Origin of the sequence: Tenacibaculum bernardetii (assembly GCF_029125915.1) — a bacterium.
GTDB classification, from domain to species: domain Bacteria; phylum Bacteroidota; class Bacteroidia; order Flavobacteriales; family Flavobacteriaceae; genus Polaribacter; species Polaribacter bernardetii.
On sequence record NZ_JAQJCU010000006.1, the window covers coordinates 180,931 to 202,790 of the forward strand.

The 21,860-nt window shown below is 31.5% G+C and carries 22 protein-coding genes; 10 read left to right on the plus strand and 12 right to left on the minus strand.

Annotation, left to right across the window (positions count from 1 at the left end; all coding sequences use genetic code 11):
* Positions 1–50: 50 nt before the first annotated feature.
* Together P2G10_RS07155 and P2G10_RS07160 are read left to right on the plus strand one after the other, a co-directional pair.
* Positions 51–482, plus strand: a complete 432-nt coding sequence (locus P2G10_RS07155) for a deoxycytidylate deaminase (RefSeq protein ID WP_275315909.1) — start codon at positions 51–53, stop codon at positions 480–482.
* The gene (locus tag P2G10_RS07160) at positions 469–2,034 is read left to right on the plus strand and encodes a S41 family peptidase (RefSeq protein ID WP_275315882.1); all 1,566 of its coding nucleotides are present in this window, start codon (positions 469–471) and stop codon (positions 2,032–2,034) included. Before P2G10_RS07155 ends, P2G10_RS07160 begins: the two co-directional genes overlap by 14 nt.
* Here P2G10_RS07160 and P2G10_RS07165 read toward each other — a convergent pair.
* From P2G10_RS07165 to thiL, 12 genes are all read right to left on the minus strand, one after another.
* On the minus strand, positions 2,031–2,588 hold the full coding sequence (locus P2G10_RS07165; RefSeq protein ID WP_275315883.1) for an MOSC domain-containing protein: 558 nt from the start codon (positions 2,586–2,588) through the stop codon (positions 2,031–2,033). The two genes, P2G10_RS07160 and P2G10_RS07165, sit on opposite strands and share 4 nt — an antisense overlap.
* A gap of 467 nt (positions 2,589–3,055) precedes the next feature.
* Positions 3,056–3,799, minus strand: a complete 744-nt coding sequence (locus tag P2G10_RS07170) for a LytR/AlgR family response regulator transcription factor (RefSeq protein ID WP_275315884.1) — start codon at positions 3,797–3,799, stop codon at positions 3,056–3,058.
* Positions 3,800–4,066: 267 nt separating this feature from the next.
* A complete protein-coding gene (locus tag P2G10_RS07175; RefSeq protein ID WP_275315886.1) occupies positions 4,067–5,701 on the minus strand; it encodes a sensor histidine kinase in 1,635 nt (544 codons plus the stop codon).
* A 67-nt stretch (positions 5,702–5,768) separates the two neighbouring features.
* A complete protein-coding gene (locus P2G10_RS07180; RefSeq protein ID WP_218771583.1) occupies positions 5,769–6,248 on the minus strand; it encodes a hypothetical protein in 480 nt (159 codons plus the stop codon).
* A 267-nt stretch (positions 6,249–6,515) separates the two neighbouring features.
* Positions 6,516–8,009, minus strand: a complete 1,494-nt coding sequence (locus P2G10_RS07185) for a GH3 auxin-responsive promoter family protein (protein WP_275315887.1) — start codon at positions 8,007–8,009, stop codon at positions 6,516–6,518.
* Positions 8,010–8,087: 78 nt separating this feature from the next.
* On the minus strand, positions 8,088–8,951 hold the full coding sequence (locus P2G10_RS07190) for a M23 family metallopeptidase (protein ID WP_275315888.1): 864 nt from the start codon (positions 8,949–8,951) through the stop codon (positions 8,088–8,090).
* 47 nt (positions 8,952–8,998) lie between these two features.
* Positions 8,999–9,583: a nicotinate (nicotinamide) nucleotide adenylyltransferase gene (gene nadD / locus P2G10_RS07195; protein WP_218771586.1), complete on the minus strand. Its 585-nt coding sequence runs from the start codon at positions 9,581–9,583 to the stop codon at positions 8,999–9,001.
* A 32-nt stretch (positions 9,584–9,615) separates the two neighbouring features.
* A complete protein-coding gene (gene gmk, locus P2G10_RS07200; RefSeq protein WP_275315890.1) occupies positions 9,616–10,200 on the minus strand; it encodes a guanylate kinase in 585 nt (194 codons plus the stop codon).
* A 1-nt stretch (position 10,201) separates the two neighbouring features.
* Complete coding sequence (locus P2G10_RS07205) at positions 10,202–11,068, minus strand: YicC/YloC family endoribonuclease (RefSeq protein ID WP_275315891.1); 867 nt, start codon at positions 11,066–11,068, stop codon at positions 10,202–10,204.
* 33 nt (positions 11,069–11,101) lie between these two features.
* Positions 11,102–11,998 (minus strand): DMT family transporter, encoded by an 897-nt coding sequence (locus P2G10_RS07210; RefSeq protein WP_218771589.1) that lies wholly within the window; start codon positions 11,996–11,998, stop codon positions 11,102–11,104.
* 162 nt (positions 11,999–12,160) lie between these two features.
* Positions 12,161–12,631, minus strand: coding sequence for a peptidoglycan-binding protein LysM (gene lysM, locus P2G10_RS07215; RefSeq protein WP_275315893.1), 471 nt, complete (start codon positions 12,629–12,631; stop codon positions 12,161–12,163).
* A 156-nt stretch (positions 12,632–12,787) separates the two neighbouring features.
* The gene (gene thiL / locus P2G10_RS07220; protein WP_275315894.1) at positions 12,788–13,834 is read right to left on the minus strand and encodes a thiamine-phosphate kinase; all 1,047 of its coding nucleotides are present in this window, start codon (positions 13,832–13,834) and stop codon (positions 12,788–12,790) included.
* Between the two features lie 129 nt (positions 13,835–13,963).
* Between thiL and P2G10_RS07225 the strand changes: the two genes are divergently transcribed.
* The 8 genes from P2G10_RS07225 (at position 13,964) to sufC (ending at position 21,860) form a co-directional block, all read left to right on the plus strand.
* Positions 13,964–15,187 (plus strand): choice-of-anchor B family protein, encoded by a 1,224-nt coding sequence (locus tag P2G10_RS07225; RefSeq protein ID WP_275315895.1) that lies wholly within the window; start codon positions 13,964–13,966, stop codon positions 15,185–15,187.
* Entirely contained in the window at positions 15,188–16,504 is a 1,317-nt protein-coding gene (locus P2G10_RS07230) for a hypothetical protein (RefSeq protein WP_275315897.1), read from the plus strand.
* Between the two features lie 2 nt (positions 16,505–16,506).
* Positions 16,507–17,265, plus strand: coding sequence for an MbnP family protein (locus P2G10_RS07235; RefSeq protein WP_275315898.1), 759 nt, complete (start codon positions 16,507–16,509; stop codon positions 17,263–17,265).
* Between the two features lie 9 nt (positions 17,266–17,274).
* Positions 17,275–18,333, plus strand: coding sequence for a cytochrome-c peroxidase (locus P2G10_RS07240; RefSeq protein WP_275315900.1), 1,059 nt, complete (start codon positions 17,275–17,277; stop codon positions 18,331–18,333).
* A 106-nt stretch (positions 18,334–18,439) separates the two neighbouring features.
* Positions 18,440–18,769 (plus strand): HesB/IscA family protein, encoded by a 330-nt coding sequence (locus tag P2G10_RS07245; RefSeq protein WP_218771595.1) that lies wholly within the window; start codon positions 18,440–18,442, stop codon positions 18,767–18,769.
* 15 nt (positions 18,770–18,784) lie between these two features.
* Positions 18,785–20,233 carry a Fe-S cluster assembly protein SufB gene (gene sufB, locus P2G10_RS07250; RefSeq protein WP_275315902.1) on the plus strand — a complete coding sequence of 483 codons (1,449 nt, stop codon included), beginning with the start codon at positions 18,785–18,787 and terminating at the stop codon, positions 20,231–20,233.
* Positions 20,234–20,249: 16 nt separating this feature from the next.
* On the plus strand, positions 20,250–21,101 hold the full coding sequence (locus P2G10_RS07255; protein ID WP_275315903.1) for an N-acyl homoserine lactonase family protein: 852 nt from the start codon (positions 20,250–20,252) through the stop codon (positions 21,099–21,101).
* A 6-nt stretch (positions 21,102–21,107) separates the two neighbouring features.
* Positions 21,108–21,860 (plus strand): Fe-S cluster assembly ATPase SufC, encoded by a 753-nt coding sequence (gene sufC, locus P2G10_RS07260; protein ID WP_260586490.1) that lies wholly within the window; start codon positions 21,108–21,110, stop codon positions 21,858–21,860.

Here is a 21,860-nt window from a genome sequence, read left to right on the forward strand (position 1 = left end):
AACCATACACCTTTTTTAATCTACCTATATTAGCACTTCACACAACTTTAATTTTGAGCAAAAAACAATTAAAATACGACAAAGCCTATTTAAAAATGGCCCAAGAATGGGGTAAATTATCGCATTGTAAACGTAAACAAGTAGGTGCCATAATTGTTAAAGATCGTATGATAATTTCTGACGGATACAACGGTACGCCATCAGGATTTGAAAATTATTGTGAAGACGAAGAAGGCTATACAAAGTGGTATGTTTTACATGCCGAAGCCAATGCTATTTTAAAAGTTGCTGCCTCTACACAATCATGCAAAGGAGCTACTTTATACATTACACTTTCTCCTTGCCAACAATGCAGCAAATTAATACACCAAGCAGGCATAAAACGTGTTGTATATGCTGAAGCTTACAAAGATTCTTCTGGAGTCGATTTTTTAGAAAAAGCAGGTGTTGAATTAACCAATTTACCTTATGAACAAGAATAACCTCCCTATATATTTTTCAATCGCCGTAGTTTTCGGTATTCTTATCGGAACTTTTTTTAGTAATGGAAGCTCAACTAATTTTATCGGCAAAAGCTCATCCAGCGAAAAAAAGATAAAACGACTCATTGATTATATTCAGAGTGATTATGTTGATAATGTAAATACTGATGAATTACTAGACGGAGCAATTACCGAAATGCTAGGTAAATTAGATCCGCATTCAGTATATATTCCAAAAGAAAATCTACAACTAATTACCGAAAACATGCAAGGTAATTTTGTAGGAATCGGTGTACAATTTCGTGTAATTGGCGATACTATTACCGTTATTTCACCAATTAAAGGAGGACCAAGTATTAAAGAAGGTGTTAAAGCTGGTGACAGGATTTTAATGGCAAATAAAGATACTTTGTATGGTAAAAACCTACAAACTCCTCAAATAATGAAAGCCCTAAAAGGGAAACCAAACACAAAGGTAGACGTTCAAATTTACAGGAAAACAACTGATAGTATTTTTAATGTAACCATAAACAGAGGCAAAGTAAATATTAAAAGTGTTGATATTGCCTACATGCTAAACGACAGTATTGGCTACATAAAGTTAAACCGTTTTGCACGTAATTCTTACCGAGAATTTAAAACATCTTTAGATGCTCTTAAAGAAACCGGAATGACCGATTTAGTACTCGATCTTCGTGGAAATGGTGGTGGATTTATTGATATTGCTAATAGTATTGTTGATGAGTTTTTAGAAGATGATAAATTAATCGTTTTCACAAAAAATAATAAAGGAGACATTAATGAATCTTTTGCTACCAATAAAGGTGATTTTGAAAAAGGTGGTTTGTATGTTTTAATTGATGAAAACTCTGCTTCGGCTTCAGAAATTGTTGCGGGTGCTTTACAAGACAACGATAAAGGAATTATCATCGGGCGTCGTTCTTTTGGTAAAGGATTAGTGCAACAAGAAATGGATTTAGGTGATGGTTCTGCTGTTCGTTTAACAACGGCTCGCTATTACACTCCAACTGGTAGATCTATTCAGAAACCATACACAAAAGAAGCACCTTCTTCTATTTATGCAAACGATTTAGAGAATAGGTATTCTAACGGTGAATTATTTAACAGAGATAGTATAAAAACTATTGATAGCTTAAAATTTACAACTCCGAAAGGTAAAATAGTATTTGGTGGAGGCGGAATAATTCCCGATCATTTTGTTGCTGTTGACACCTCTACTTATGTTCCTACCATATTTTTTAGACCTTTAAATAATTTCGCATTTACCTACGTAGATACAAATCGCAAAAAGCTAGAGAACACAACTGTTAGCGATTTTATTGATAATTTTGACACAAATAATGAAGTGTCTAATGAATTTTTAGCCAAACTTAAAAGCTATCGACTTTCTGAAAAAACAAAAAATCAACTTAAAAGAAACTTAAAAACATTAATTGCTCGCGAACTTTTTAGCGACGAAGGTTTATATAAGGTAAACGAGATAGATGACAAAATGCTTCAAAAAGTATTTGAATTAGAAAAAGAGAATTAAACTTCTTTTTCTACTCTTTTATTTTGATAAACAGCCGTAATTGTTAAATTCTCAGGAAAAGATTTTATTTGCACAAATTTATCTCCTATTTTCACAAAACCAGTTTGTATTATTTTAAAATAAAGACCTGGAAAATTTTGTTTCCAAAATTGTTTTACCATTTTCATATCATTAAATCGAACGCCTAATTTTAAACAAGGCAAGCGTGGTTTTGTTACCTCTAAAATAGTTTCACCAACCTTAAAGATATCGCCTACATGAAGTTTCGATTCATCTAAATCATCAATCGTTAGGTTCTCGCCAAACATTCCTAATTGCCAATCTAAATTTGGGTGTATTGTTTTCCAATACTCATAATGCTTTAAAGAATATGCGTAGACCGCCTGATCGATTCCACCATGGTTTTCTCTATCGCATACAGTATCGCCAACAACGTCTTCTATATCTAAAAAAATAGGTGGAGTTACTGGGTATTTAAAAATCCCTGTAGTAATGATTTCTCCTTTCCAATTAACTTCCTTTTTATCGCCGATATTTGTAGATACAATTTTCATTTAATGTCATTTTTATTTAAAAAAAGCTTTTCTCCCCTCAAAACACTCATACCTTTTTATCACACGTTACGCCCCTATTTAAACCCACTAAAGAATTATGTTTCAAACAAATAACTATAACTAATTATATTTACATCAGTTAAGATATAATAAGGGGATTATTTTAACTGACTAATTAAGAATACACGTAGGGGTGACATTCTTAATAAAAACGTTCAAAAAAAGGAGCTTTAAGATATAATCCATAAAAGGGAGATTATATTTTACACCTCCTTTTTTTTATTTCTCTACTATTATTTAAACAAAAACGTTTATATCATTTCTATACACGCTTATACTTAAATAGTATTCATTTAAAGATTTACTTTACAAAAAAACTTAATAGAAGTATACTTTTGAAATAGTTAAAAGCGGTAATTAACATAACTAATTTCGGGGAGAAATACATTGTGTTTTTTACTGCTTTCTTATCTAAAAATAGTATTATTCTTTATAAACTGATTCTTGAAGCGTTCACTAAATAATATTTTGTGATTATTTTGTAAAACCAATAAATTATCTTCAAAATAAATCTCTTTAATCTTTGCTGTGTTCACCAAATAGTTTCTGTGAGTTTGCGCAAAATCGATATCACCAAGTAATTCTTTAATTTTGGTTAACGATAATTTTATTAGATAATCATCTTCATCACAAACCAGTTTACAGTATTTTTCTTTTACTTCTATATAAATAATAGATTGTATATCAACCTTCATAATACTTCGTTTCTTTTTTACGAATAAAAAAAACGGACTTATAATCGCATTTTTATCATTTAAACTAATACTACTTGACTGTTCATGAAACTTCTCTAGAGCTAACTCCAATGAATATAACAACTCTAATTTGTTAAATGGTTTTAATAAATAGGTATATGGCTTAGTAAGTTTAGCTTCATCAAACACTAATTTACTTTGCATACTTGTTAAAAATAAAAAAGGGGCTTCTATACCTTGCTTATTCAAGCGATGTCCTAACGAAATTCCTTCCGGTTTTCCGTCAATCATAATATCAAGAAGAATAACGTCAAAAAACCTGTTTTTTATTTCTTTTTCAGCTTCAGTAGCATTTTTAACATGAATAACTTCGTAATTATTATCTTCTAAAAAATCAATAATCTCTGTAGCCTCCTCATCTAAATCTTCTAAAAGTAGTAACCGTAAATTAGTCATCAGTTTTTATGTTTAAAGTATTCGCTTACGAAGATACTTATTCTGATGCTAAATTTTTACTAAAAATAATACTTCGTTCCGCTCACAATAACTAGCGTCAGCTCATTACGAGGAAGAATTACAAAGCAATCTTAATATTTAGAACTCCCAAAATACAGATTGCTTCGTGCCTCGCAATGACGGATGGTTCATCTTAAATGACGAAATAATTCAAAAAAGGTGTGAAAAAATACGAATGATTTTTTCACCACGTGTATTACAATAAAATTAAACTAAAGGCAACAATATAATCGCTGTGGTACTTACTCCCTCTTTACTCTTAAAGAATAACGTTCCGTTATTTTTCTTAATTAGTGTTTGACATAAAAGCAAACCTAATCCGATTCCTTTAGAACGATCTATCTTATCTATAGATAAATCTTTTAACGCATTAATTTTTCGAAGTTTTTCTTCAGATATTCCAATACCTGAATCTTTAATTTCAATACATGCATGAGTTGCTGAATGTTTCTCCGTTTTCACAGAAATACCCCCAGAACCATCCATATATTTTATTGAATTGTCAATTAAATTCCGAATTACTATTTTCAATGATTCTTTGTCAGTCAAAACAACAATATCACTTTCTAAATTACTAGAAATTAAAATATCTTTCGCTTCTGCTAAATCTTCATAATCGAACAACACATGCTCTATAACAGGTTGTAACACATGTTCTTCTTCAGAGAAATTCAACATATTACTTTGTTCTAACGACCAATGCAATACATTATTTAATAGATGACTCGTACTTTCGGTAACTGCAATAGCCGATTTCGTAGCTTCCTTAATTGCAGGCAAATCGTTATTAACAATATGTTTCGCTAGTTTTTGATGCTGCCTTTTTATACTATTTATAGGCGAACGTAAATCGTGTGATACCACTGAAAATAAATAATTCTTAGTATTATTAGCTACATTTAAAGCCTCTTTCTGTTGGGTAATAAGCCTATTTTTACTTTGTAATTTCCTATAAAAAAAAGCCAGCCCTCCCAAGAACACTAACAGGCCAGAAGCTCCTAAAAGCAACCCTTTTTGAACTACTTTCTGACGTTTTATTTGCTCATCTTGCACTGCTATTTCTTGTTGTTTTTGTGCAACTACTATTTTTTTATCTTTCTCGGTAAGCTCCCAAATTCGATCTCTACTCCAAATAGAATCTTTCCATTTACCATATTCTATATAATAATCGACACTCTCTTTAAAGCGTTTTCTATTCTTTTCTACTACAGCCATATTCTTGGCTGCATATTGTTTTAATTCAATATTTGAAAAGGATTTTGCTAAACTATATGCCTCTTTAAATAAAGGAATAGCATCATCATCTAAATATTGATTGTAATATACATTTGCTAACTCGGTCTTAGCTCTCACTATAGCCAATGTATCAATAGCCGAGATTAATGAAATTTCTTTTTTAAAATATTCTTTAGCTTTTTTATATTTTTTTTTATGAATATAACATAAACCTAAATTATGATATGCTGCTATTTTTAAATCTAAAGTTTCATTTATAGAATTCTTATTCCATGTTTTATAATGAAATATCGCTTTATCGTATTCTTTTAAACTAAGGTAAATTCTTCCTAACTTTTGTTGTTTTAAATTTTCATATCTTTTATCAGAAACAAGCAACATATTCCCTAACGCCTTCTTATATAGTGACTTTTCTATTGCACTAACACCTTGTATATAATTTAAAATATTCTTTTCATCTTTTGAATGAAAATTCAAAAAAGCTTTGCTACTGTACGAATAACATGAGTCATATTTCTTTTCTCTATAATATTTATATGCTTTAACAAAAGCCTTATTTTCTGTTAAACTAGATATTTCCTTTCCTTTTTTATATAAGGCATCCAAATCGTTAGTTTTTATTTCTTGTGAAAAACTAACGATTCTTATTAAAAAAAAACAAAAAAGTAAAAATCTATTGACCTCCATTCGCTGGTATAGTTACAGTACCTCTATCAGTTTCTGGATCTTCATCTTCATCTCTTACTAAAATTGCATCCGCAGAAGTTCCATCATTAATTTGATAGGTAAACTGCACATAATATAAATCATATTCGGTAGTTTCTTCTGTGCAATTAAATTCTACACAAAAATCTCTACAATCTATAGTTCCAGTAGTCCCATCTTTCTTTAAGATAGATGTAGCTGTAATACCATAATAATTTAAATAAATGATATCCCCTTTTAATTGCAAACCATTTGTATTTGTTAATGGATTTAATGTATTACTTGGTAAGTAAGCTAATATTGTCATCATGTATGGTGTATCGTTACCACCTTCAACATCTGAAATATTTACTAATGGTCCTGATGGCTTATTTGCAGCAGGAATATTCGTATCAAATTCTAAAAATTGAACTAAGTTTAATGTTACCCCGTTAGTTGTTGTACTCATTTTATTTTTTGTTTGGTTAGGGTTTAAATCTACAACAAAAAATAATAGAATAAAGTTTTCTTTATTCTATTTAATAAAAATACAAACGTCATTACGAGGAAGAATGACGAAGTAATCTCTTTGCAGAGCAGAAATAACATTAGGCAAATTACTTCGTACCTCGTAATGACAAATAACACGTCATTACGAGAAGAAACGACCAAGTTATCTATTTCTAGCCTTAGAAATAACCTTAGACAGATTGCTTCGCTTCGTTCACAATAACGTTTAAATTAAAAACTCTTTTAAAACATCAGCAATTTTACGATTATCGGATAATTGCGGAATTTTATTCTGTCCTCCAAATTTCCCTATCGATTTCATGTATTCATGAAATCCGCCTTTCTTAACCTTTCTAATAATTAACGGTTGTAATATTTTACCAGAGATTAAATCGAAATAATATACATTTTGGCTTTGCATAGAAGCATCTATTTTAGCCGCTAATTCTTTTAGGTTATCAGGTTCATTTTCAAACTCAATAAACCATTCGTGATATGGCAATCCGCTTTCCGGATTTACTTGTGGTGCAACTGTAAACTCACTTATATTTACATTAGTTCCTACAATTGCATCGTTTAATGCTGTTTCTACTTCTTTACCAATTACATGTTCGCCAAAGGCAGAAATAAAATGCTTTATACGACCGGTTACTTTAATTCTATATGGTTTTAAAGAAGTAAACTCAACAGTATCGCCAATATTATATCCCCAAAGACCTGCAGATGTATTTAAAATAATGGCATAATTAACACCTAATTTTACATCCTTTAAAGAAATACGTGTTGGATTTTCATCAAAAAACTCAGTTGCCGGTATAAACTCATAAAAAATACCCGAGTTTAACTGTAATAACATTCCCTTTTCAGTTTGTGAATCTTGATAAGCTATAAAACCTTCGGATGCTGGATACAGCTCTATATAATCAATCTTTTTTCCGATTAAAGCTTCAAATTTATTTTTATAAGGCTCGAAGTTTACACCTCCATATACGAAGAAATTAAAATTCGGAAACAACTCTGATATCGTTTTTCCTGTTTTATCAATTAATTTCTCAAAATACATTTGCACCCAAGACGGAATTCCGCTAATTACAGACATGTCTTCATTTATTGTTTCTTCAACAACTTTATCAACCTTCGTATCCCAATCTTCAATACAATTAGTTTCCCAACTTGGCAGGCGGTTTTTTAATAAATAATTAGGTACATAATGCGCTGCAATTCCGCTTAAGCGACCTAATTTTATACCGTTCATATCTTCTAAAACCGGACTTCCTTGTAAGAAAATCATCTTTCCGTTTACAAAACTAGCATCGTTTTTTTCTGCTGCATAAAACAACAAAGCATTTCGTGCCGCTGTAATATGCGTTGGCATAGATTCTTTTGTAATAGGAATGTATTTAGCACCAGATGTTGTTCCTGAAGTTTTAGCAAAATACAACGGTTTTCCTTTCCATAATATATTTTCCTCTCCAGCAACCATTCTATCTACATAAGTACGCAACCCCTCATAATCGTTTATTGGAATGCGTTTTTTAAAATCCTCGTAATTATTGATAGAAATAAAATCATGATCTTGACCAAAGGCTGTTTTACAACCTTCTGTTACCAAGTACTGAAAAACTTTTTCTTGCGTTTCATGAGGTTTATTGGCCCATTTATAAACTTGCCTTCGTACTTGTTTTGCAAAAGGAATTGCTAGGATAGATTTGATACTCATCTTAATTTTTTAATATTTTAGGTTCAATAAATTCAATTATCTACATTAAAAATAATCGCTTAACCTCCTCTATTTTTACTATTGAAAATCTACATAATCTGTTGGATCAACAGGAAACCCGTTGTTCCATAATTCGAAGTGTAAATGCGGACCTGTTGTTAACTCTCCCGTGGAACCAACACTTGCAATTGCCTCTCCTGATTCTACAATATCACCTTGTTGCTTTAACAATGTTCCGTTATGCTTGTATACTGATATAAAATTATTAGGATGTTGTATGGTTATTACATAACCTGTTTCAGCTGTCCATTCTGCTAAAATTACAGTTCCGTCTGCAATTGCCTTTACAGGAATACCTGTTTGGGCAACAATATCTATTGCGTAATGTTTATCATCCATACTAAAGCTTTGTGAAACGCTACCTGTTAATGGAGAGAAAAACACAACTTTGGCTCTTCCTATACCACCTTCTAACAAAGGAAATCGATCTTTACCTTCAATTTTTGCTCTAAATAAAGAATCTTGTTTTGTGGCTTCTAACTTACTCTCATCAATTACAAAACTCTGAGCATCTGTTCTTATCGAATCGATTTTTTCAGGAGCTATTTCACCCGTTAAAACAGGTCTTAATGCTTCGGTATAACGCTCTATAATTGCTAGTCTTGTTTTTAAAGAATCTGCTTCATAGATTAATCTAGTTGCTTTCTTTTTTAACGCTGTAGATGAATAACCCGGTATGTATTCTCGTAAACCTGTAAAGGCTATTAATAATGATGTTAATACAATAAGTAATACAGAAAACAAACCTCCGAAAACAAACACATTTAATCGCGATAATTTTAATGAAAACTTTTCTTGAAAAGTGTTTTCATTTAAAATTACCAATCGGTATTTATCAATAAGTTTTTGTTTAAGCTTTCGCTTATTTTGAATTTTAGCCACCTTAATACTAATTTGAGATTCAAATATACAACGAAAAAATTTCGAAACTATTTTTTATAGAAATTCATCTCATCAATATAAGTCCAAACATTTGCAGACAACAACGGCTGTATGTTTTTTTGATTTTTTACTCCTTTTCTAATCATAGTAGATGATATTTGTACGATTGGAGCTGCTACTCTATTAATTTTAGCGTGTTCTTTAAATTGATTGTCAACGATTCCTTCTGATATTCGCGGATACACATAAATATTATAGTCTTCTAAAATAGCTTCGAAGTTTCGCCATTTATGAAAACTTTTTAAATTGTCTTCACCCATAATTAAATTGAAATTATAATCTGGGTGTTTTTCTGAAATATGTGCTAATGTATTTATAGTATAATTCGGTTGTGGTAAATTAAACTCAATATCAGATGGTTTAATCTTCGGATATTCTTTCGTTGCCAAATACACCATTTCTAACCGGTGGTGGTTATCTAACAAAGAACTTTTCTTTTTAAACGGATTATGAGGTGTAACAATCATCCATATTTCGTCCAAATCCGAATTTTCAACCATATGATTTGCAATAATCAAATGCCCTATATGAACAGGATTAAAAGTTCCGAAATACAATCCGATATTTTTCATACCTTTTTAAAAACGTTTTTTTGAAAAATTGCTTAACTTAATTCTAAGAAATTACTTACTAAATCTTCAGCTTCTTTTAAAGCAACTTCTAATTCGTAATTTTTTATAATTTTATCAAACTGAGGTGCTGTTGCCAACTCTACAGATGCTTTAGCAATACGCATGTTAATTTTATCTTCACTTTCGGTACTTCTTTTCTTCAAGCGAATTTTAAGTTCATCAACACTAGGTGGCTTTACAAAAACAGCTAATGTTTCTTCTGGAAATTTATGCTTTATACGCAAACCGCCAACTACATCAATATCAAAAATAACGTGTTTATTTAAAGCCCAAATACGCTCTACTTCTGTTTTTAAAGTTCCGTAGAAGTTGTCTCTATATACTTCTTCCCACTCTAAAAACTCATCTGCTTTAATTTTATCTTTAAAATCTCTTGTAGATATAAAATAGTAATCTTCACCATCAACCTCAAAACCTCTTGCTTCTCTTGATGTTGCCGATATAGAGAATTCTAAATTAAATTTTTGCTCTTTTAGTAAATGACGAACAATAGTTGTTTTCCCTGATCCTGAAGGTGCTGAAAACACAAATAATTTTCCTTTAAAATCTGTAGACATTTTATAAAACGTTTAAAATTTGTTCTTTTATTTTTTCTAACTCATCTTTCATTTGGATCACGATTTTTTGCATCACGGCAAAGTTAGCTTTAGACCCCATGGTATTTACTTCTCTACCAATTTCCTGAACGATGAAACCTAATTTTTTTCCGTTAGAATCTGCAGTATCTAATTGCTCTAAGAAATATACTAAATGATTTCCTAAACGAACTTTTTCTTCGTTTATATCTAACTTTTCTAAGTAGTAAATAAGCTCTTGTTCGAAACGATTTTCATCAATTTCGACCTTTAATTCTGTTAAAGCTTTTTGCAAACGTTCTTTTACGTTTTCTATTCTTTCTCCGTCTAACTTTTTAACTTCTTCTAAAGCAACTTCAATATTTGTTATTCTTAATTTAAAGTCGTCTTCTAAAGATATAGCTTCATCTGTTCTGTAAGCTATAATTTCCTTTAAAGCTTCATCAATATGAGTATCAATTTGAGTCCATTCATTTTCATCTAACTCTTCACGCTCAGTTTTTAAAGCATCTGGCATTTTTATTGCCATTTTCAACAACTCAATATCATCAGCAGCATCGATAGCCATTGCATTTCTTAACTGAGCTACATAATTTTCAACAACTGCTTTATTTACTTTTGTTGAAGTTACTTCTGCTGTTGTTTCGACATAGATAGAGAAATCTATTTTACCTCTTACCAAGTTACTAGCTAGCTTCTTACGAACAGCTAATTCTTTTTCTTTATAATAAGATGGCATTCTTGTATTTAAATCTAAATTCTTACTATTAAGAGATTTGATTTCAATGGTTACTTTTTTAGAAGGTAAATGTAATACGGATTTTCCATAACCCGTCATAGACTGTATCATATTGTCAATTTAAAAGAAAGCGCAAAGATACATTTATTTATTTTTAGCTACTACTTGTTTAGTTACCAAAAAGACACCTAAAAAGATAAGAAGTGTTGCCGCAATTTTTACCATACTTAAACTATCGCTACCTACAATTAAAGCATAAATTGATGCAATAACGGGTTGTAAATAAATAAAAACACTTACCGTTGTTGGCTTTAATTTAGACAATGCAAATAAATTAAAAAGATAGGTTATACAAGTTGTAAACAAAACAACAAACCCAACTTTTAAATAAATTGATGTTGGCATTAAGTGCCACTGAACTTCAGTTAATTCTGAAAAACCAAAAGGAATTACGAAAAGCAAACCAAACAAATACAACCACTTTACAAATACTATTGGATTGTATTTTTCTATTAACTTTTTTGCTTTTACTAAGTACATTCCGTAAGAAGCAGCATTAATAAACACCAAAAAATTACCTAACATCATATTTTTAGCATCTACATTAGGCGAACTACCATAAGCTATTAAGACTACGGCTCCTATTAAGCCAATAATCACTCCTGCTATTTTTCTGAAAATTAGCTTTTCTTTTAAGAGAATACTTGCAAATATTAACACTAAAATAGGCGATGTTACCATCATTACAGAGGCACTAATTGGCGTAGTATAACTAAGGCCTTTAAAAAAGGTAAGCATATTAAACCCTACTCCAAAAAAAGCAGCTATCATAATATTCTTATAATCTGACTTCTCTATTGGCTTTGCTTTTACAAAAACACCTAATAACCAAAAAACCATAGCCGCACATCCTACTCGAATTAAGATAAAACCAGACGGCTTTATATATAAAGGCATTACCTCTTTTGCGACCGTAAATGTAACACCATAAATAAGTGTAGCTATTGACGTTGCTATTAATGCTAGTGTTCTTTGACTCATCTTTTATTTACCATAATTAAACAGCAAAGATGAAAAATATTCTGCTTCTTTTTGGTTATTTTTTAGTTAAGTAAAGATGTTTAACCGATTAAAGTAAAATGTATAATTTTCATAAAAAAACACTGCGTTTGCAGTGCTTTTTAAAGTGTTTTTTACGAGTAATTAGTCTACTAATGGTGGTATTCTTAATACTTGCCCAGGATAAATCTTATCTGGATGTGATAACATTGGCTTGTTAGCCTCAAAAATTACAGGATACTTCATTGCATCACCATAAAATTCTTTTGCAATTTTACCTAAAGTATCACCGCTTACTACTGTATGAAATTGTGCCATAACTGCAGCTTCTATTTCTTCAACCTCAGCAACAGTCATATTATCTTCTACAGAAGCAATACCATTTGTATTACCCACAACTAAAACAACTTTTTCTTTTGTAGCTAAATCTGCAGCTTCACCTGAAACTGTTGCTTTATCGTCTTCAATATCTATTGATAAATTCTCTACAGAAAACTCTAATTTATTTACTGCATCTATAAGTTTAGCAGATTTTTCAGTAGCTTCCTCTTCAGTTGTTTTTCCGATACCAAATACTTTGGCACCAGCATTTTTAATAAATGAAAAAATTCCCATTATTCTTTTGATTTTTCGTTAATTAATAAATTCACTTTCTGATTACTAATATACAATATTATATGATTTTAACTTTATTATAAACATTAATTTTTATTCATAAAAAAGATCATACTTCAATGAAACATGATCTTTATATAATATCAATTATAAAATTTATTCTTCAAATGAATTCCAACCTTGTGCTTTTAATGCTATTTCTTGATCGGCTCTAGTTACTAAATTGACACCTTGATTCTCTTCAACCATATGACCTATAATTGATAAATTAGGGTTTGCCTTTATTTTATCAAAATCAGCAAGTGGCACTGTAAATAACAATTCATAATCTTCACCTCCACTTAAAGCAATCATGGTACTATCCATATTAAATTCTTCTGAAGTAGAAATAACTTGTGGATCTAAGGGTAATTTTTCTTCATAAATTTTACACCCTAATTTACTTTGTGAACAGATATGCATTATTTCAGATGACAATCCATCAGAAATATCAATCATTGCTGTTGGCTTTACATCTAGTTCTTTTAACAATTCAGAAATATCTTTACGTGCTTCTGGTTTTAACTGACGCTCAATTAAATACGTGTATTTATCTAAATCTGGTTGATTTTGAGGATCTACCTGAAATACTTGTTTTTCTCTTTCTAAAACCTGTAATCCTAAATACGCAGCTCCTAAATCTCCAGAAACAACTATTAAGTCCGTAACTTTTGCCCCGTTTCTATAAACAATATCCTCTTTTTTTGCAGCTCCTATTGCTGTAACAGAAATCAACATACCTTTAGTTGAAGATGTTGTATCTCCTCCAATTAAATCTACTTTATAGGTATCGCAAGCTAATTGCACTCCTGCATATAATTCCTCTAATGCTTCTAACGGAAAGCGGTTAGAAACAGCTATTGATACGGTAATTTGTTCTGCAACACCATTCATAGCATATACATCTGATAAATTTACCATTACAGCTTTATAACCTAAATGTTTTAAAGGCATATAGCTTAAATCGAAATGCACACCTTCTATTAACAAATCAGTCGTTATTAATAGTTCTTTATTTGACGAACTTATAACTGCTGCATCATCACCAATTCCTTTTTGAGTTGATGAATGGTATATTTTAAAATGTTCCGTTAAATGGTTTATTAATCCGAACTCTCCTAGTTCAGCTAATGATGTTCTTTCTTGGTTTTTATCTTCTAACATTTTGCAAAGGTACTAAACATAGTTTTTAAACAAAACCAAACAATTTTTAAATTAATATAGGGTTTAACTATTTATTACTGTTTTATAAGTAGTTATTCTTTAACTTTATACTTTTAAAAAAAATTCATTATGATTAATAAGATTAAACCTGTTCTTTTATTCTCTTTTTTATTACTATTATTTTCTTGTAGTTCAAATGAGAATATTGACAAAGAACCTCCTACAGAAAACAAAATACCTTGTGTATCTGGTATGGCAGGAATATATCCTTGTAATAATTACGATTTACTTTTAAACATACCACTCAGTACTTTTGGAGCTACAGAAGGCAATGATTCTTGGGGATGGACAGACCCTAAAAATAATAAAGAGTACGCAATAATGGGCGTAGAAAACGGAACTGTTTTTATAGATATAACAGACACTAACAATCCTTTATATTTAGGTAAATTACCTACAGCAACAGTTAATAGTTCTTGGCACGACATAAAAGTATACAAAGACCATGCTTTTATTGTAAGTGAAGCGAGTAACCACGGAATGCAAGTTTTTGATTTAACAAAAATGAGGAATGTAACTAATGCTCCAGAAACTTTTACCGCTGATGCACATTTTACAGAGTTTGGACGCGCTCACAATATCGTAATTAATGAGGATTCTGGTTATGCATACCCTGTAGGAACGAAATTAAACGGAACACCTTTAAACAATGGAGGTCCTTTATTTATCAATATACAAGATCCTAAAAACCCTAAAAGCGAAGGCGGATGGGGAACCGATAATTACAGTCACGATGCGCAAGTAATCAACTACAACGGTCCGGATGCTAGGTATATTGGTAAAGAAATTTTAATAGGAAGCAATGAAAATGAAGTTGTTATAGTTGATATAAGTGACAAAGCAAACCCCGTAAATATTTCTAGAATATCATACGCAAACGTAGGTTACACACACCAAGGTTGGTTTACTAAAGATACAAAATATTTTATTTTAGGAGATGAATTAGATGAACAACGTTTTGGAAACAAAACAAGAAATATTATTTTTGATTTCACTGATTTAGAAAACCCTAAAGAACATTTTACTTACACAGGTCCAACTGCTGCAATAGATCATAACGGATATGTTAAAGACAATACTTTTTATCTTGCTAATTACACGGCAGGTGTACGTTTTATCGATATTTCTAGCATAGAAAGTAAAACCATCACAGAAACTGGATTTTTCGATACTTATCCAAGTAATAACGGTGCTAATTTTAATGGTGTTTGGAATGTATACCCTTATTTTAGTAGTGGTAAAATAGTAGTAAGTGACATCAACAAAGGCTTATTCATTATAAAAAAACAGTAAATGCTAAAAAAAACCTTCTTTATATTACTCATAGTGATGTATGGTTGTAGCAATGATACTAGCATACAATTACCTATAAAAACAGCACAAGTTGATTTTGTAAAAACTTATGGTGGCACAAAAAATGAAAGCGGAAGAAGCGTTGTTGAAACTTCTGATGGCGGCTATATTGTTTTAGGTTTCACACAAAGTATTGATGGAGATATTATCACAACAAAAACGACTGTTCAATATGATTATTGGTTGTTAAAGTTCGATGCAAATGACGAGTTGCAATGGCAAAAAACATACGGAGGTTCAAACGATGAGAAAGCCTACAAAATTATTCAAACCAATGATAATGGCTTTGCTGTTATTGGCTATAGTAAAAGTGATGATGGTGATTTAAATTCTAACCAAGGATTTGAAGATATTTGGATTTTAAAGCTAGATGCATCAGGAAATATTCTTTGGAAAACAAGCACAGGATTTTCAGGCACAGATCAAGGTTTTAGCTTAATTCAAACCTCAGACAATGGTTATTTTATTGCAAGTATATTAGACGTAACAGCATCCGGAGGATTAGGAAACGCAAAAACAGCTGCAAAACATGCTGGTGGCGATTATTGGGGAATAAAATTAAATGCCAACGGCACAATTGAATGGCGTAAATATTTTGGTGGCACAAATACCGATACTTGTTACGATATAACAGAAACTTCTGACGGTTATTTAATGGTTGGTTCTTCTGATAGTGATGATGTTGACATTACAAATAACAAGGGTGGTTATGATTTTTGGGTCGTAAAAACTGATAAAGCTGGAACCTTACTTTGGGAGAAATCATTTGGCGGTGATGAAATTGACGAAGCTAGAGCAATTACAACAACCGATGATGGTAATTTTATAATTATTGGAGACACACGTAGCGCTAACAAAGATGTAACACAAAACAATGGAGGAGCAGATTTATGGGCGATAAAAATAACTTCGGATGGTGATTTGATATGGCAAAAAAATTACGGCGGTACTAGTTTTGATGTTGGCCGTTCTATTCGCAAAACCATTGATGGAGGTTTTCTTATTTCAGGAAGCTCAAGAAGTGCTGATAACGGATTTACCAACAAAGGGCAAAACGATGCTTTAATTCTTAAAATTGATGCAAACGGAAATCAGCAATGGCAAAAAACTATTGGTGGCACCGAAATAGATTTTTGTTACGATGCAATAGAGCTTACTAACGGAAATATTATCGCTGTAGGCGAAAGCAGTAGTAACAATCAAGATATAGCAACAAACAAAGGTTTTTCTGACCTATTGATTATCAAACTAAAATAAAAATGAAACAATATATAGTCCTTTTCTTAAGCATATTACTTTTCTCATGTAGTTCAGACAGTGACGAACCTATAAAAGAAGTTAGTGTTAAAATAAATTTTACCCAAAATTGGGATGGTGCTCCTTTTGAAAAATCAGATTTAAGCAACACAGGACTCACCAATAAATTAGGGACTAAACTTACTATTGATAAATTACGTTATTTAGTATCAAAAATCACTTTAACAGATGCAGCCGATAAAGCTACTATTTTTGAAGGTTATAAATTAATCGATTTAAGCGATGAAGAAAGCTTAGTGTTTAATCCGTCATTAAAAATAACTGAAGGAAATTATAGTTTAGCCATAACCTTTGGTTTTAATAATGATGATAATATAGACGGGGAGTATGCCGATTTAAATACCGCTTCTTGGAATGTTCCGATGATGTTAGGTGGCGGTTATCATTTTATGCAATTAGATGGAAAATACAAAGATGATATTCCTAATGAAAACCCTTACAACTTTCATGTAATTAGGGCTTACAACACAACAACATCAATACCCGAAGATACTTCTTTCATTGTAAATTTAGGAAGTGTAAACATTAAAAGTGATGCTAATATAGAGGTTAAAATGAATATTGCAGAATGGTTTAAAAACCCAAATGACTGGGATTTAAACGAAAAAAACACCAACTTAATGATAGATTTTGATGCTCAAAAGGAAATGTCTGCAAACGGTAAAAGCGGTGTTTTTAGTTTAGGATCAATTTCGCAATAAAACTAAATAATGGAAAAAAGTATATACATTTTATTACTATTACTTTTAATGAGTTGCTCATCAAAGGAAGAAAATGACGTATATACTCCTGTACCCGTAAATTTAGAAATTCCCGAATTATTTCAACAAAAAATAATTGCACCAGTAATCCCCACAAACAATCCGTTAACCGAAGAAGGAATTGCTTTAGGTAAAAAATTGTTTTTCGATAAAATATTATCACAAAACAACACACAATCATGTGCAACTTGCCATAACCCTGCAAAAGCTTTTACAGATAACACGCAATTTAGCGAAGGTGTAGATGGATTACTTGGTAAGAGAAACTCGATGCCTTTATTCAATTTAGCTTGGAATTTCGATGAGCGTTTTACTTGGGACGGGAAAGAACTTAGTTTAGAACGACAAGCGTTAGAGCCGGTTCGAAACCCAATAGAAATGCATAGCAAATGGACGAATGTTGCAGAACGCATTAAAAACCACCCAGAATATCCTACATTATTTCAACAAGCTTTCGGAAACACCAAAATAGATTCTATTTTAATTACCAAAGCAATCGCTCAATTCGAAAGAACACTCATTTCTGGAAATTCTAAATTCGATCAATTTTTACTCGGAAAAACAACATTAACTCCGCAAGAACAAAACGGATTTGATGTTTTTATGGATGAAGCTCGCGGCGATTGTTTTCATTGCCATGGAAGTAATAACAATCCACTTTGGACCGATAATAAATTTCACAACAACGGTTTAGATGCTGTTTTATCTGATTTAGGATTAGCTAAAGTTACTGGCGATCCAAATGACAATGGTAAATTTAAATCTCCCTCTCTTCGTAATTTAAAATTTACTGCCCCTTATATGCACGACGGTCGTTTTGTTACTTTAGATGAAGTTATTAATCATTATTCAACAGGTTTAAAAACTTCATCAACGATTGATCCTTTGATGAAAAAAGTAAATGAAGGTGGTGTTAATCTTTCAGAAAAGGATAAATCTGACTTAAAAGCATTTCTACTCTCACTATCTGATAATGATTTTGTTAATAATTTAGATTTTCAAGAGTAATCAGAAAATCAAATAAACCTATCGAAAAACACAATGCCAAGTTATGTACTAAACTGATACTTATATTGTATATTTGCAAACTATTTAGAGTTAATCCACTTAAGTAATGATAAAAGTTTCAGACACAGCAAAAAACAAAGTTATCGAGTTAATGACTGATGACGGTTTTGATGCTACAGTAGATTTTGTACGTGTTGGTGTAAAAAGCGGAGGTTGTTCAGGTTTATCTTACGACCTAACTTTTGACAAAAGCACACAAGAAAACGATAAAATTTTCGAAGAGAACAACGTTAAAATCGTTGTTGATAAAAAAAGTTTTTTATACTTAGTAGGAACAACATTAGAATATTCTGGAGGTTTAAACGGTAAAGGATTTGTATTTAACAATCCGAATGCAAACCGTACCTGTGGATGTGGCGAAAGTTTTTCACTATAATATTACAACTCAATTATGAGCAAGTATACAGAAGATGATTTAAGAGAAGAGTTAAAAACCAAAGAATATGAATATGGTTTTTATACTGAAATAGAAAGCGAAACCTTTCCTAAAGGTTTGAATGAAGACGTGGTTCGTGCAATTTCTAAAAAGAAAAACGAACCAGAATGGATGACCGAATGGCGTCTAGAAGCGTTTAGAGTTTGGCAAAAAATGGAAGAACCAGAATGGGCAAATGTTCATTACGAGAAACCTAACTTTCAAGAAATTGCTTACTATTCTGCACCAAAAGAAAAGCCAAAATTAAACAGTTTAGATGAAGTTGACCCAGAATTATTGGATACTTTTAAGCGTTTAGGTATTTCTTTAGATGAGCAAAAAAAATTAGCTAATGTTGCTGTTGATATTGTAATGGATTCAGTTTCTGTTGCAACAACTTTTAAAGAAACATTAGGAGAGAAAGGTATTATTTTTATGCCTATTTCTGAAGCTATTCAAGAACATCCAGAATTAGTAAGAAAACACTTAGGAACCGTAGTTCCTACTACCGATAATTTTTATGCAGCATTAAATTCGGCGGTTTTTTCTGATGGATCTTTCTGTTACATTCCGAAAGGCGTTCGTTGCCCGATGGAATTATCAACTTACTTCAGAATTAACGAAGGAGGAACCGGTCAGTTTGAAAGAACTTTAGTTGTTGCCGATAAAGGTAGTTACGTTTCTTATTTAGAAGGTTGTACTGCACCAAGCAGAGATGAAAATCAATTACACGCCGCAGTTGTTGAGTTAATTGCATTAGATGATGCTGAAATTAAATACTCAACAGTACAAAACTGGTATCCTGGAAACGCAGAAGGAAAAGGTGGTGTTTACAACTTCGTAACCAAAAGAGCTATTTGCGAAACCAATGCAAAAGTTTCTTGGACACAAGTTGAAACAGGATCTGCAGTTACTTGGAAATACCCAAGTTGTATTTTAAAAGGAAACAACTCTGTTGGAGAATTTTACTCAATTGCTGTAACTAATAATTACCAGCAAGCTGATACCGGAACGAAAATGATTCACTTAGGTAAAAACACCAAGTCGACTATTATTTCGAAAGGAATTTCTGCAGGTAAATCACAAAATTCATACAGAGGATTGGTTCATATAGGACCACGTGCAGAAAATGCTCGTAACTTCTCTCAGTGTGATTCTTTATTAATGGGTAACGAATGTGGCGCACACACGTTTCCGTACATCGAGGCTAAAAACAAATCAGCACAAATAGAACACGAAGCTACAACGAGTAAAATTGGTGAAGACCAATTATTTTACTGTAACCAACGTGGTATTGATACTGAAAAAGCAATTGCGTTAATTGTTAATGGTTTTAGTAAAGAAGTATTAAATAAGTTACCAATGGAATTTGCTGTAGAGGCACAAAAACTATTGGAAATTAGTTTAGAAGGAAGTGTTGGATAATTTAAATCATAAAATGATGAAAAAAATATTTTTACTTACACTTATCGCAATTACAGTTATTAGTTGTAAAAACACTGATAAAAAAGAGAATGCTGATAAAACGACTACTGAAGAAACGGCCGTAAAGCTATATGTTTTAAATGGTGGATCGATATTGGTTAACAAATTAGAAGTTTTTTCTCAAGACACTACGTATACAGGACAAACAAAACAATTTAGTGATGCATACTATGTAATCTCTCACCCTAAAGGAAACTTAATGTGGGATGCTGGCTTACCAGAAAACTTAGTATTACCAGAAGCTGTAACTCCTGGTGACGGAACATTTACAGTACAAAGAGCAGACTCATTAGCGAATCAATTAGCAACAATTGGTTTTAAGATTGAAGATTTTAAATATTTTGCAATGTCTCATTCTCATTTTGATCATACAGGGCATGCAAACTACATGAAAGATGCAACTTGGTTGGTACAAGAAAACGAATATAATTCTGTTGCTGGAGATTCTTTAAAACAGAAAAATCCTGCGGTAGCAGCATTAAAAAATGTCAAAAAATTAAATGGTGATTACGATGTTTTTGGCGACAATACTGTTGTTATAAAATACATGCCAGGTCATACAGTTGGCCATCAAGCTTTATATGTAAAAGTATCAGGTATTGAAAAACCAGTTTTATTAACGGGTGATTTATATCATTTTGAAGAGAACAGAGCCAACAAAGGTGTTCCTTCATTCAACTATAATGTTGAGCAAACTTTAGAAAGCATGCAAAAATTTGAAGCTTTCGCTAAAGAAAAAAATGCTGAGGTGATCATTCAACACTCACCAAAAGCTTTCAAGAAATTACAAAATCTATTAAAAAAGTAACTAGTAATGTTAAAAATAGAAAACTTACACGCTAACATAGAAGATAAATCAATCTTAAAAGGATTGAATTTAGAGGTTAAAGCAGGTGAAATTCATGCAATAATGGGTCCTAACGGTGCTGGTAAAAGTACGTTAGCGAACGTAATTGCAGGAAAAGAAGAGTACGAAGTTACAGATGGCTCAATAGAGTTAAATAACGAAGATATTAGTGAATTAGGTCCTGATGAAAGAGCACACAACGGTGTATTTTTATCTTTTCAGTACCCTGTAGAAATCCCTGGTGTTTCGGTAACTAACTTTATCAAAACAGCTATTAACGAAAATCGTAAAGCTAAAGGTTTAGAAGACATGCCTGCAAAAGACATGTTAAAAATGATTCGTGAGAAATCTGAATTATTAGAGATAGACCGTAAATTCTTATCACGTTCTTTAAACGAAGGTTTTTCTGGAGGAGAAAAGAAACGTAACGAGATTTTTCAAATGGCAATGTTGGAGCCTAAATTAGCTATCTTAGATGAAACTGATTCAGGTTTAGATATCGATGCGTTACGTATTGTAGCTAACGGTGTAAACAAATTAAAATCTAAAGACAATGCTGTAGTTGTAATTACACACTACCAACGTTTATTAGATTATATAGTTCCTGATTTTGTACACGTATTATACGATGGTAAAATCGTAAAATCGGGTGATGCTTCTTTAGCTTTAGAGTTAGAAGCAAAAGGATATGATTGGATTAAGGAAGAAGTTAATTCTTAA